Here is a 13,139-nt window from a genome sequence, read left to right as displayed (position 1 = left end):
GTGCGCATCGTCGGCGTGGCCGTCGCGATCCCGCTCATCGTGGGCGTGCTCGCATCGTTCGCCCTGCTCGCCGGCGTCGTGGACCTGTCGATCGGCTCGATGGTCGGCTTCGGCGCCGTGGCCTTCAACCAGCTCGTCGCCTCGGGCATCGACCCGTGGATGGCCGCGGGCGTGACGGTTCTGCTCGGAGTCGTCGTCGGCTCGATCAACGCGTTCGTGATCGTGGGCCTCGGCGCCGAGCCGCTCGCCGTCACGCTGGGCATGCTGACGCTGCTGCGCGGAGTGTGCCAGGCGATCGTCGTGCAGGCCCCGCCCACGACCCTCATCGAGCCGCTCTACGACGTCACGCAGGGCACCACCTTCGGCATCCCGACACTGCTGCTCATGGGCGTGGGTCTCACGCTGGTCGCTGCGGGCGTCGTCTCGAAGACGCGCATCGGCCGCAAGGTCCAGGCCGTCGGCGGCGACCCCCGGGCCGCGCAGCGCGCAGGGATCTCGGTCGTCCGGGTGCGCACGGTCGCGCTGATCGTGAGCGCGGTCGGCGCGGCGATCGGCGGCATCTTCTATGTGGGGCAGCTCGGCTCGGCATCCAACATCCTCGGCACCGGACTCGAGTTCCAGATCTACGCGGCGCTGATGATCGGCGGCTACTCGATCACGCGAGGCGGCGTCGGCAACCCGATCGGCGCGCTGCTCGGTCTGCTCGTCGTCGCCGGCATCACGAACATCCTGAACGTGAGCTTCATCGACCCGGACTACCTCGACCTCATCGTCGCGGTGATCCTGCTGGCCGCCGTGCTGGTCGACCGCTTCCGCGGTGGGGACGCGTTCGAGTGAGCGCGCACCCGCAGACCGCTCTCGAGAGTCGGATCCTGGGCCGCACCGGTCTCGCGGTCTCGCCGATCTGCATCGGCACCGCGGCCTGGGGGGTATCCTCACCCGTGCACGGCCTCACCGTGCCGGAAGAGGATGCGGTGCAGCTGACCCTCGCCGCCTTCGACAGCCCCGTGACCTTCATCGACACCTCGAACAACTACGGCGACGGCGAGAGCGAGCGCCGCATCGGCCTGGCCGTGCGCCGAGCAGGCGGCGTGCCCGACGGCTTCGTGATCCAGACCAAGCTCGATCGCGACCCCGAGACCGACTCGTTCGACCCCGACCGCATGCGCCGCTCGCTCGACGAGAGCCTCGACCGGCTCGGCGTCGATCGGGTGCCGATCCTGCACCTGCACGACCCCGAGCACATCGGGTTCGAGGCCGCGATGGCGCCGGGGGGCCCCATCGAGGTTCTGCAGGCTCTGCGCGACGAGGGCTATGCCGACTTCATCGGCATCTCGGGAGGGCCGGCGCGGATGCTGACGCGATTCGTCGAGACCGGTGTCTTCGACGTGCTGATCACGCACAACCGGGCGACCCTCGTCGATCGCACGGCCGACGCCCTGCTCGACGCCGCCGCCGCGGCCGACATCGGCGTGGTCAACGCGGCGATCTACGGCGGAGGCATCCTGGCGAACTGGCCGCGCACCTCCGACCGCTACCACTACGCACCCGCCGCGCCCGAGATGCTCGCGGCGATCGATGCGATGGGGGCGGCCTGCGAACGCCATGGGATCCCTCTGATCACGGCCGCCCTGCAGAGCTCGCTGCGCGATCCCCGCATCCACTCGACGGTGTGCGGACTGGTCACCCCGGCGCAGCTCGACCAGACTGTCGACATGGCCGAGACCGTCGTTCCCGACGCCCTCTGGGACGAGCTCGAGGCCCTGCGCCCGTCGAAGGAGACCTGGATCGATGACTGACCGCCCGGCCCTCCTCATCACCGGGGTCGGCGCGCACGCCGATCCGTGGCACGGTCTCGCCGCGACCGGCACGGCGCTCGCGAGCGTGCTGGAAGAGCGGATGCCGGTGCGCCGCATCGACACCGACGAGGTCGCGGGCGGCGCCGCGCTGACGGATGCCGCACTGATCGTCGTCAACATCAGCGGCGACCTCGCGACCGATGCCGCGGCGGCGAGCGCGGTGCTCGATCCGCTGCTCGAGGCCGTGGCCTCGGGCATCCCGCTGCTCGCCGTGCACTCCTCTTCTCTCGCGTTCCGTGACGACCCGCGCTGGGCCGAGCTGCTGGGCGGGCGGTGGGTGCCCGGGGTGACGATGCATCCGCAGATCGGATGGAGTCTGGTGCAGCCGACAGCGCCGCTCGCCCCGTTCCGCGTGTACGACGAGCGCTATTCGCATCTCGAGATCGGCGCGGAGTCCGCGCTGCGCGCGATCCATACCGACGACGGGCTCACCCACCCTCTGGCCTGGGCGCGACAGGGGACGGCCGGGCACGGCGCAGTCGCGTACTCGGCGCTCGGCCACGGAGCCGAGGCCTACCGATCGGCGGGGACGCGCGCTCTCGTGCATGCTCTCGTCGACGAACTGCTCGGTGCCGAACCGGCCGAACGGCCCCCGCTCTCGCCCTCGCCGCCGCCGGGCGCAGATGCCCGAACCGACCTCGAGGCCGCAGCCCTCGACTACGAACTCATCGCGCTGGCGCCCCGCGGCACCGCCGTCGCCTCGACGCGCTTCACCGATCGCTTCGACGACGGAGAGCTGCTGGCATCCGGCTATCTGCTCGTCGAGCGCCTGCCCACGGGCGGCGCCGCGCTGCACAGCCACGGCCGCGAGGTGGGGCGGGTCTCGCCCGTTGCCCGCGGGCTGCGTGTCGACCTGCCGGGTGCCGAGATCGACGGACGGATGCTGCGAGCAGCCGACGCCGGCATCGTGCTCGTCGCCGAGGCCGGCGAATGGCAGAGCTCGGGCGACGGATCTGCGATGCTGCTCGGAGACGCGTGGCGCGTCGTCGTGGTGCACGGCCCGGCGTCCGCCAAGCTCGACAATCGCGTGCGGCTGCTCGACGACCTGAGGGCACTGCCCGAGACGCAGAAGGAGCAGCATGCCTGACATCGGCCTGCGAGACGTCGCCGAACGCGCGGGAGTCTCGATCGGCACCGTCTCGAACGCGCTCAACCGACCTGAGCTGGTGTCCGAGGCCTCGGCGGCCCGTGTGGCCGCGGCGGTCGACGAGCTCGGCTACGTGCCCAACATCGCCGCCCGCCAGCTCAAGGCGGGCCGCAGCGACGCCATCGGGTTCTCGGTGATCAACATCACCAACCCGTTCTTCGCCGACCTCGCCTTCGGCGCGGAGGAGCAGGCGCTGACCGCCGGCTACTCGGTGATCGTCGGCAACGGCTTCGACTCGGCCGAGCGCGAATCGCGCTACCTCGACCTGTTCGAGCGGCAGCGGGTCGACGGGGTGCTCATCGCGCCGGTCGAGTATCACGAGGAGTATCTCGAGCGCTTCCGCCGCCGGGGAGTGCCGGTCGTGCTCGTCGATCAGCGGCATCCGCGCGGCGAGTTCTCATCGGTCTCGGTCGACAACCGCCTCGGCGGGCGCATCGCGGCGCAGGCGCTGCTCGATGGCGGATGCCGCCACCTGGCCTTCATCGGCGGACCCAGGTCGCGCGAGCAGATGCGCGAGCGTCTCGCGGGGCTGCACGAGGTGGCGGATGCCGCGGGCGTGCGCACCACGCTCATCGAGACGACCACCCTGAACACCGGACTCGGTCGCGAGATCGGCGAGCAGATCGCCGATCTGCCGGCGGGCGACCGCCCTGACGGCATCTTCGCCGGTAACGACCACCTCGCCCTCGGACTGCTGCAGGGCCTGGTCGGACGCGGCCTGCGCGTGCCCGAAGACATCTCGCTCGTCGGCTACGACGACATCGAGTTCGCGGGCGCAGCCGTCGTTCCTCTCACCTCGGTGCGACAGCCGGCTCGCGAGATGGGAGCCCGCGCGGTCGAGCTGCTGATGCACCACCTCGCAGGGTCCGACGACCCGATCGAAGCTCGCTTCGTGCCCGAACTCGTCGTGCGCGCCTCGACCCGCACCCTCTGACCTTCACCCGGTCACCACGACCACCCCGGTCATCGACCACCGACCCAGGAGACCCATGCACTACGGCGCCGACTACAACCCCGAGCAGTGGCCGCGAGAGGTGTGGCCCGAAGACGTCAGACTCATGCGTGAAGCGGGTGTCACACTCGTGAGCCTCGGCATCTTCTCGTGGTCGCGCATCCAGCCGGCCGAGGGCGAGTTCGACTGGGAGTGGCTCGACGAGATCATCGGGCTGCTGCACGAGGGCGGCATCCAGGTCGACCTCGCCACCGCGACCGCATCCCCGCCTCCGTGGGCCTCCGCCGCGTATCCCGAGATGCTGCCGCAGGATGCCGACGGCTCGACGTTCTGGCCGGGCAGCCGACAGGCCTACTCTCCCGCGTCTCCCGTCTACCGCCGCCTGGCCTCGGAGCTCGTCACGGCGCTGGCGGAGCGCTATGCGCAGCATCCGGCCGTCGTGCTCTGGCACGTCAACAACGAGTACGGATGCCACCTGCACTACGACTACTCCGACGCGGCGCGCGACGCCTTCCGTCTGTGGCTCGAGCGCAAGTACGACACCATCGACGCCCTCAACCACGCGTGGGGCACCGACTTCTGGTCGCAGCGCTACACCGCGTTCGACCAGATCGTGCCGCCGCGCAAGGCGCCGTACAGCATCAACCCGACGAGCGTGCTCGACTTCAAGCGGTTCACCTCCGACACCCTGCTCGAGCTGTACGTCATGGAGCGCGACATCATCCGCGCCTCGGGGGCGACCCAGCCGATCACGACGAACTTCATGGGCGCGTTCCCCCCGGCCGACTACTGGAAGTGGGCGGCCGAGGTCGACGTGATCAGCGACGACAACTACCCCGATCCCAACGACCCCGAGTCGTTCCGCGGGGCCGCGTTCGCGCGCGAGCTCATGCGCGGCCTCAAGCCCGGCGCGCCGTGGATCCTCACCGAGCAGTCGACGAACGCACTGAACTGGCGCCCGACCAACGCCCCGAAGGCACCGGGCCAGATGGCGGCGATCAGCGCCCAGGCGGTCGGGCGAGGCGCCGACGGCATCATGTTCTTCCAATGGCGCCAGTCGCGCCGCGGCAGTGAGAAGTTCCACTCGGCGATGGTTCCGCAGGCAGGGCTCGAGACGCGCACCTGGCGCGAGGTCGTCGAACTCGGCGGCCAGCTCGCCCAGCTTCCCGACCTGCCGGATGTCAGCTCGGGGGCGAAGATCGCCCTCGTGTTCGACTGGGAGAACTGGTGGGCGATCGACGGGCGCGACCACCCGATCGTGCTCGACTACCTCACCCTCTCGCACCGCTGGCACGCGGCGCTGCACCGGCAGAACCTCGCCGTCGACATCGTCAACACGACCAGCGACCTGAGCGCGTACTCGCTCGTCGTCGCACCGCAGCAGTATTTGCTGAGCGACGAGGGGGCGGCGAACCTGACCGCATACGTGGGCCAGGGCGGCAACCTGTTCGTCTCGGCGTTCAGCGACGTCGTCGACCAGGATGACGCGTTCCGCGACGGCGGGTTCATCGTCTCGCTGCGTGACGCGCTCGGCGTGGCCCTCGAGGACTTCGGTGCGCTCGTTGCCCCCGAGTCCGTGCGCTCGGCCGACTCGGCCGGTGAGATCGCGAGTCACGCGGTGCCGGACGGCCCCGGCCAGTCGGAGGCTCCGCTCGACGGGCCCGCCGGCCGGATCGTCGGACAGTACTTCGCCGAGGAGCTGCTCGTGCAGGATGCGGAGGTGCTCGGCCGCTTCACCGAGGGCCGCACCGAGGGCCGGGCCGCGTTCCCGCGCAAGGCCTTCGGCGCAGGTCACGGGTACTACCTCGCGACGATCCCGGACGACGCGGGCATGACCGCGGTGCTGCGCTGGCTGGCCGCCGAGGCCGGGGTGACCGCCGAGATCGACGGGCTGCCCGAGCATATCGAGATCGCGCGTCGCGGCAGCATCCTCACCGTCATCAACCACAGTGCGGAGCCGTTCTCGGTCGACGTGCCGGGTGCAGATCTGCTCACGGGATCGACCGAGGCTCGCCGCGAGCTCGGCGCGTACGGATGGGCGTTCGTCGACACGAGCGCTTCGCAGGAACCGCAGGAACCGCAGGAACCGCAGGAACCGCAGAACTCGCGGAAGGAGAACAGCTGATGCAGTACACACGTCTCGGACGCGCGGGCGCCCGAGTGAGCCGCCTGGCACTCGGAACCATGAACTTCGGCCCCGTGATCGACGAGGAGGCCTCGCGCGCCATCCTGGATCGCGCGGTCGAGGCCGGCATCGACTTCATCGACACCGCCGACGTCTACGGCGGCGGACGATGGGGCGACCACCCCGGACAGTCGGAGGAGATCCTCGGGCGCTGGATGAAAGACCGCGGCAACCGCGACGACCTGGTCGTCGCGACCAAGGTCTTCGGCGTGATGGGCCCGGGGTCGAACGATCGCGGACTGTCGGCGGTGCACATCCGCGCGTCGGTGGATGCCTCGCTGCGTCGCCTCGGCACCGATCGGATCGACCTGTACCAGATGCACCACATCGACCGTGAGGTGCCGATCGATGAGACGCTGAGCGCCTTCTCGACGCTGCGTGAGCAGGGCAAGATCGTCTACCTCGGCAGCTCGAACTTCGCCGGGTGGCACATCGCCCGCGTGCACGAGATCGCCGCGGCATCCGGCTATCCCGCGCCCGTCACCGAGCAGTCGCTGTACAACCTCACCGAGCGCACCGTCGAGCTCGAGGTCGCGCCCGCCGCCGCCGAGTACGGCATGGGGCTGCTGCCCTGGTCGCCTCTCGCCAGCGGGCAGCTCGGCGGCGTCCTGCAGAAGACCGATCGCTCGCGGTCGAGCCTCGACGCGCTCGGTGCGCGGCGCCCGGCGATCGAACGCTACGAGGAGTTCTGCGCCGAGCTCGGCATCCGCCCCGGTGTCGTCGCGATCGCCTGGCTGCTGCACCAGCCGGCGGTGACCGCCCCGGTGATCGGTCCGCGCACGCTCGACCAGCTCGACTCTGCCGTCGAGGCGCTCGACGTGGTGCTCGACGCCGACACGCTCGCCGAGCTCGACCGCATCTGGCCCGGGCCCGGCGGCACCGCTCCCGAGGCGTACGCCTGGTAACCGTCTCGAACCGGTGTTCGCCGCTCGTTCACCGTTCGTACACATCGACCGACTACAAATGCAGATGCGCGGACACAGACTCAGACCGGATCGGGTAGTCACGTCTTCCGCGCACCACGGTGAGCGTCTGCTCCCGTTGCGGTGACACACCGCGAAAGACCCCCGCCGAATCGGGTCGGCGGGGGTCTTCTCTGTCTTGTGGGCGTTCCCGCGCGGGCGCTCGGCACGTCCGAATACGCGTCACGAGTCAGACTCAGCGAGATTCGGACTCGTGGGGTGCACAAGGACTCGGCAGGCGGACACCGGATGCCGGATGCCGGATGCCGGGCGCTACAGGCGTTCGACGATCGTCGCGTTCGCCATGCCGCCGCCCTCGCACATGGTCTGCAGGCCGAAGCGACCGTCGACGGCTTCGAGCTGGTCGACGAGGGTCCCGAGCAGACGGGTGCCCGACGAGCCGAGGGCGTGTCCGAGGGCGATCGCCCCTCCGCGCGGGTTGAGCTTGGCGGCATCCGCCCCGACCTCGGCCGCCCAGGCGAGCGGCACCGACGCGAAGGCCTCGTTGACCTCGTACGCGTCGAGGTCGTCGATCGAGAGTCCGGCGCGCTCGAGGATGCGACGCGTCGCGGGAATCGGGCCCGTGAGCATCATCAGCGGATCATCGCCGACCACCGTGAAGGCGTGGAACCGCGCCCGAGGGGTGAGACCCAACGCGTCGGCGCGCTCGGCGCTCATCAGCAGCGCGGCGGATGCCCCATCGGTCAGAGGCGACGAGTTCCCGGGGGTGATGCGCCACTCGACATCGGGGAACCGGGCGGCGAGGGCATCCGTGCGGAAGGCCGGGTTCAGCCCCGCCAGCCCCTCGGCCGTCGTGCCGGCGCGGACGGTCTCATCGGTCACGGCATCCGGGGCTTCAGCGACCGGGATGACCGTGCGGTCGAAGAATCCCTCGGTCCACGCGGCGGCGGCGCGGCGGTGCGATTCGGCCGCGTAGGCGTCGAGGGCTGCGCGGTCGAGGCCCCAGCGCTGCGCGATCAGCTCGGCCGAGACGCCCTGGTTGACGAGACCGTCGGGGTAGCGCTCACGCAGTCGGGGTGACATCGGCGAGCCACCGGTGGCGGACGACCCCAGCGGCACCCGGCTCATCGATTCGACGCCACCGACGATGACCGCGTCGTATGCGCCGGCGATGATGCCCTGCGCGGCGAAGTGCACGGCCTGCTGGCTCGATCCGCACTGCCGGTCGATCGTCGCGGCCGGGACGGACTCGTCGAATCCGGCGGCGAGCACGGCCTGCCGGGCGATGTTCGACGACTGGTCTCCCACCTGGCTCACGCAGCCCAGCAGCACGTCGTCGATCTGCCGCGACTCGAGGCCACTGCGCTCGAGGATCGCGGCGAGCGCGCCGGCGGCCAGGTCGACCGGATGCACGCCCGACAGGGATCCGCCGGGCTTGCCGCGCCCGACGGGGGTGCGGACGACATCGATCAGGACGGCTTCGCTGCGCGTGCTCATGCCTCCTATTCTCGCCCCGCTGCCGACGCGAGTCGCGGTGACGGCGACACGAAGCTGCGGATGACGTCTTCGCGCGTCGCGAAACACGGCGGCGACCCCCGGCATCCGAAATACAATCGTTGATGCGCCCGCACCCCGGCGCATCCCCCACCGTCGAGGCGCCCGTGACCCGGGCCGACCGCTCTCTCCGAGGACCGCACCATGTCCAGCGAACCCATCACCGTCTCCATCCGCCGCGAGGTCGACCCCGAGCACGTGGCCGCCGCCACCGCCTGGGTGCAGACCGGCGTGAACCTCGCCCATCGGTATCCGGGGTTCCTCGGATCCGGCTGGGTGCGCGACGGCGAGGACTCGCACGTCTGGCACATGCTCTATCGGTTCTCCGACGAGAAGTCGCTCGTGGCCTGGGAGCAGTCCGGCGAGCGCGAGTGGTGGAAGTCGACCGGCGAGCAGTTCGTGCGCAGCGAGCGTGTGCGCCGCCGCACCGGCATCGAGGGCTGGTTCGACGAGCCGACCACCGACACCATCACTCTGCCCCGGGCCGACGGCTCGACGACCACGGTCGCGATGGTCAGCACTCCCCCGCGGTGGAAGCAGGCCGTGTCGATCTGGCTCGGATTCTTCCCGTTGAACCTCGCCTTCACCTACGCCCTGAGCCCGGTTCCCGGCTGGAACGAGCTGCCGATCTGGCTGCGGGTGCTGGCGACCACGGTCGTGCTGACGCCGATCATGACGTACTGGGTGCTGCCCTGGGTCACGCGCACGCTGCGCGGCTGGCTCAACCGCTGACGCCGGCGCTGCGGCGGGCGCTGCGGCGGCGGAGACGGCACTCCGGTCGCAGTTCGTGCCGCGCCTGCGTCGTACCGGCGGCACGAAGTGCGACCGGAACGGTCTCGCCACAGGCCGCAGGCCGAGGCCTCAGACCGCGGAGATACTCCAGGATGCCGAGTGCGCAGCTCCCGGTTCGAGCACGACGAGGTCGGTTCGCGAGTTGAAGGCATCGGGCGGGCAGGTCATGGGCTCGACCGCCAGGCCGATGCGGTGGATCGCGTCGATCTCGGGGTTGTCGGCCGTGTGCACCTGCACCCACGGGCAGCGCTCGTCGAACGTCATCGCGACGCCGGTGCCGGCATCCGTCACCACCCGCACCTCGGCGACTCCGCCCTCGCGGGCGAGGCCCGTGAAGGCGTGGTCGATGAAGACGTCGGCGATCGGGCGCGCAGCGCGGAAGTCCCACTGCGGATGCTCGGCCACACCCTCGACAGCCACCGGGCTCAGCCGGTCGTCGGTGACGGTGAGCACCTCGGATGCCGGCAGGGTGAGCGTCCAGTCATCGACCCGGCCGCCGGGGCCGGCGACGAGATAGGGATGCGGTCCGGTGCCCCAGGGCGCAGCATCCGCCCCGAGGTTGTGCGCCGTGACGGTCTGATGCAGTCCGTCGGCGTCGATGCGGTACTCGGTCTCGACCTCGACGCGGAACGGGTATCCGGCCTGCGGCTCGATGACGGCCGCGAGCACGACGCGGTCGTCGAGCACGAGACGATCCTCGAACTCGGCCCACGCGAGCAGGCCGTGCAGCGCCTGGCCGCGAGCGGGCTCGGTGAGGGCCAGCTGATGCTCGGCGCCACCGAACGTGTAACGACCGTCGACGATGCGGTTGGGCCACGGCGCGAGGGTGGTGCCGCGGTATCCGGGGCGCACCTCGTCGGCGTCGAACGGCACGACCAGATCGCGCCCCTCGAACGACAGCACGCGCAGCGAGGCGCCGACACTCGCGATCACGGCTTCATAGCCGTGACCGGAGATGCGCAGCTGACGACCCGAGCGCGGACGCGCCGCGGTCGCGAGATCCACGGTGGCCGCAGAATCCTGCGTCATCACAGCCCCTGTGCGAGTCGGTAGTAGGCCTGGTTCCAGCGCACCTGCTTCTGGAACTCGGGGAGCGTCGTCGCATCGTCGATCACGAGCAGCTCGACCTCGGCCATCTCGGCGAAGTCGCGGAAGGCCTCGAGCCCGACGGCCGTCGACATGACCGTGTGGTGCGCGGCACCCGCGGTGAGCCAGGCGGCGGCCGAGGTGTTGAAGTCGGGCTGGGGCTTCCAGACGGCGCGGCCGACCGGGAGCTTCGGCAGCGACTGACGCGGCGGCACGTTCTCGACGACGTTCGCGGTGAGGCGGAACCGGTCGCGCATGTCGCTGAGGGCCACGACGATCGCAGGACCGGGGTCGGCGGTGAACACCAGGCGCACCGGGTCGTCCTTGCCGCCGATGCCGAGCGGGTGGATCTCGAGAGTGGGCTTGGCGGTCGTGAGCGACGGCGAGACCTCGCGCATGTGCGCCCCGAGGATCAGCTCGTCACCGGGCGTCATGTCGTAGGTGTAGTCCTCCATGAGGCTCGCCCCACCGGGCAGCCCCGCGCCCATCACGTTGGCGACGCGCACGAGGATCGCCGTCTTCCAGTCGCCCTCGGCGCCGAAGCCGTATCCTTCGGCCATCAGACGCTGCACCGCGAGACCCGGCAGCTGCGTCAGCGCACCGAGGTCTTCGAACGAGGTGGTGAAGGCGCCGAAGCCGCCCTCCTCGAGGAACGTGCGCAGACCGATCTCGATCGCGGCTCCGTCACGCAGCGATTGGTGGCGCTCGCCTCCGCGGCGCAGTTCGGGCACGACCTCGTACAGCTCTTCGTACTCGGCCACGAGGGCGTCGATCTCGGAGTCGGATGCCGCGGCGACAGCATCCGCCAGGTCGTTCACGCCCCACGTGTTGACCTGCACGCCGAAGCGCAGCTCGGCCTCGGTCTTGTCGCCCTCGGTGACGGCGACGAAGCGCATGTTGTCGCCGAAGCGGGCGAGCTTGAGAGAACGGGATGCCGCGAGGCCGGCGGCCGCCCGCTGCCAGGTCGCGATCTCCTGGCGCACCCGAGGGTCGCTCGCGTGGCCGACGACGGTCTTGCGGGGCACGCCGAGGCGCGTCTGGATGTAGCCGAACTCGCGGTCGCCGTGCGCCGCCTGGTTCAGGTTCATGAAGTCGAAGTCGATGTCGGCCCACGGCAGCTCGACGTTCGCCTGCGTGTGCAGGTGCGCGAGCGGCTTCTGCAGCGCGTCGAGACCGGCGATCCACATCTTGGCGGGGCTGAACGTGTGCATCCAGGCGATCAGGCCGATGACCCTGCCGTCGGCGTTCGCCTCGAGCGCGGTGCGCTTGATGGCCGCGGCATCCGTGAGCACCGGCTTCCAGACGATCTTCACCGGAACCTCGCCGGCCTCGTCGAGGATGCGGGCGATCTGCTGCGACTGCTCGGCGACCTGCGCGAGGGTCTCGGGGCCGTAGAGGTGCTGGCTGCCGGTGAGGAACCAGACCTCGTAGCCGTCGAGCGAGGTGGTGAGCGGAGTGCGGGTCATCAGGGGTCCTTCGGTGTTCCGGTCAGCGGGAGAAGTCAGCGGGATGGTTCAGAGAGCGGTGGTCGCGGCCGCTTCGACGGCGAGGCCCGCGCGGTAGCGGTCGAGGTACGCGGTGAAGCCGGCGACATCGGCGGGGTCGGGGTCGGCGACCGCGAGCGATGCCGAGGCGAAGACGTCACGCTCGAGGTACTCCCCCAGCGACGCCGACTCGGCGTGCGCGAGGTACGACGCGAGTACGGCGATTCCCCACGCCCCGCCTTCGGAGGCGAGTTCGCCCACCGCGACCGGAGCACCGAGGGCTCCGGCGAGGAAGCGCTGCGCGACCCCGGCGGTGCGGAACATGCCTCCGTGCGCGAACATGCGGTCGAGTTCGACGCCCTCGGCGGCGAGCACCTGCATGCCCAGGGCGAGCGTGCCGAAGACGCCGTAGAGCTGCGAGCGCATGAAGTTCGCCAGCGTGAAGGCGCTGTCGGGGGTGCGCACGAACAGCGGGCGCCCCTCGGTGAGACCCGCGATCGGCTCGCCCGCGAGGTGGTTGTAGGCGAGCAGGCCACCGGCATCCGCCTCGCCGTCGAGAGCCTCGCGGAAGAGCGTGTCGAAGACGGCATCGTCGCTCAGGGGCTGGCCCGCGGCGGCGGCGAAGCGCGTGAAGAGACCGGCCCAGGCGGCCAGCTCGCTCGCGCCGTTGTTGCAGTGCACCATCGCCACGGCGTCGCCCGCGGGGGTCGTCACGAGGTCGAGCTCGTGATGCACCTCGGCCAGCGGATGCTCGAGCACGACCATCGCGAAGATGCTGGTGCCGGCCGAGACGTTGCCCGTGCGCGGCGACACCGAGTTCGTCGCGACCATGCCGGTGCCGGCGTCGCCCTCGGGCGGGCAGAGCGGGATGCCCGGCTTCAGCGTGNNCAGGGCTGCGCCCGCCTCGGTGGGCGTTCCGGCGGCGGCACCCGCGGGAAGGACCTGGGGGAGCAGGCCCTCGGCGGTCGTGGGGAGGCGGTCGGCGGCGAGGGCGTCGTAGGCCTGCAGCATCCGCGCGTCGTAGTCTCCGGTGGCCGAGTCGATCGGGAACATGCCGGAGGCGTCGCCGACGCCGAGGACGCGCTCGCCGGTCAGGCGCGTGTGCACGTAGCCCGCGAGGGTGGTGACGAAGTCGAGCTGCGGCACGTGCGCCTCGG

At 70.7% G+C, this 13,139-nt stretch carries 11 protein-coding genes; 7 read left to right on the top strand and 4 right to left on the bottom strand.

Annotation, left to right across the window (positions count from 1 at the left end):
- From J7E68_RS13755 to J7E68_RS13730, 6 genes are all read left to right on the top strand, one after another.
- Window positions 1-837, top strand: an 837-nt coding sequence (locus tag J7E68_RS13755) for an ABC transporter permease (protein ID WP_215173479.1), incomplete at its 5' end; no start/stop codon positions are given.
- Entirely contained in the window at window positions 834-1,799 is a 966-nt protein-coding gene (locus tag J7E68_RS13750; RefSeq protein ID WP_215173477.1) for an aldo/keto reductase, read from the top strand. The genes J7E68_RS13755 and J7E68_RS13750, both read left to right, overlap by 4 nt.
- Window positions 1,792-2,946: a ThuA domain-containing protein gene (locus tag J7E68_RS13745; RefSeq protein WP_215173475.1), complete on the top strand. Its 1,155-nt coding sequence runs from the start codon at window positions 1,792-1,794 to the stop codon at window positions 2,944-2,946. Before J7E68_RS13750 ends, J7E68_RS13745 begins: the two co-directional genes overlap by 8 nt.
- Complete coding sequence (locus J7E68_RS13740) at window positions 2,939-3,940, top strand: LacI family DNA-binding transcriptional regulator (protein ID WP_215173473.1); 1,002 nt, start codon at window positions 2,939-2,941, stop codon at window positions 3,938-3,940. The genes J7E68_RS13745 and J7E68_RS13740 overlap by 8 nt, the downstream gene beginning before the upstream one ends.
- A 55-nt stretch (window positions 3,941-3,995) precedes the next feature.
- Complete coding sequence (locus J7E68_RS13735; protein ID WP_215173471.1) at window positions 3,996-6,083, top strand: beta-galactosidase; 2,088 nt, start codon at window positions 3,996-3,998, stop codon at window positions 6,081-6,083.
- A complete protein-coding gene (locus J7E68_RS13730; RefSeq protein WP_215173469.1) occupies window positions 6,083-7,048 on the top strand; it encodes an aldo/keto reductase in 966 nt (321 codons plus the stop codon). Before J7E68_RS13735 ends, J7E68_RS13730 begins: the two co-directional genes overlap by 1 nt.
- Window positions 7,049-7,378: 330 nt before the next feature.
- Here the strand turns inward: J7E68_RS13730 and J7E68_RS13725 are convergent, their stop codons facing one another.
- Complete coding sequence (locus J7E68_RS13725; RefSeq protein ID WP_215173466.1) at window positions 7,379-8,563, bottom strand: thiolase family protein; 1,185 nt, start codon at window positions 8,561-8,563, stop codon at window positions 7,379-7,381.
- A 201-nt stretch (window positions 8,564-8,764) separates the two neighbouring features.
- On the opposite strand from J7E68_RS13725, the gene J7E68_RS13720 reads away from it, so the two are divergent.
- Window positions 8,765-9,352 (top strand): antibiotic biosynthesis monooxygenase, encoded by a 588-nt coding sequence (locus J7E68_RS13720; protein WP_215173464.1) that lies wholly within the window; start codon window positions 8,765-8,767, stop codon window positions 9,350-9,352.
- A gap of 129 nt (window positions 9,353-9,481) precedes the next feature.
- Here J7E68_RS13720 and J7E68_RS13715 read toward each other — a convergent pair whose 3' ends face one another.
- From J7E68_RS13715 to J7E68_RS13705, 3 genes are all read right to left on the bottom strand, one after another.
- A complete protein-coding gene (locus J7E68_RS13715; RefSeq protein WP_215173462.1) occupies window positions 9,482-10,441 on the bottom strand; it encodes an aldose 1-epimerase family protein in 960 nt (319 codons plus the stop codon).
- On the bottom strand, window positions 10,441-11,964 hold the full coding sequence (gene araA, locus J7E68_RS13710; RefSeq protein WP_215173460.1) for an L-arabinose isomerase: 1,524 nt from the start codon (window positions 11,962-11,964) through the stop codon (window positions 10,441-10,443). Before araA ends, J7E68_RS13715 begins: the two co-directional genes overlap by 1 nt.
- A gap of 48 nt (window positions 11,965-12,012) precedes the next feature.
- A partial coding sequence (locus J7E68_RS13705; RefSeq protein ID WP_215173458.1) for an FGGY-family carbohydrate kinase occupies window positions 12,013-13,139 on the bottom strand: 1,127 nt, incomplete at its 5' end.

The sequence above is a fragment of the Microbacterium sp. ISL-103 genome (genome assembly GCF_018613995.1).
Classification (GTDB): domain Bacteria; phylum Actinomycetota; class Actinomycetes; order Actinomycetales; family Microbacteriaceae; genus Microbacterium.
The sequence above is the reverse complement of the archived record's forward strand: the minus strand, read 5'-3'. Positions and strand labels throughout refer to the sequence as shown.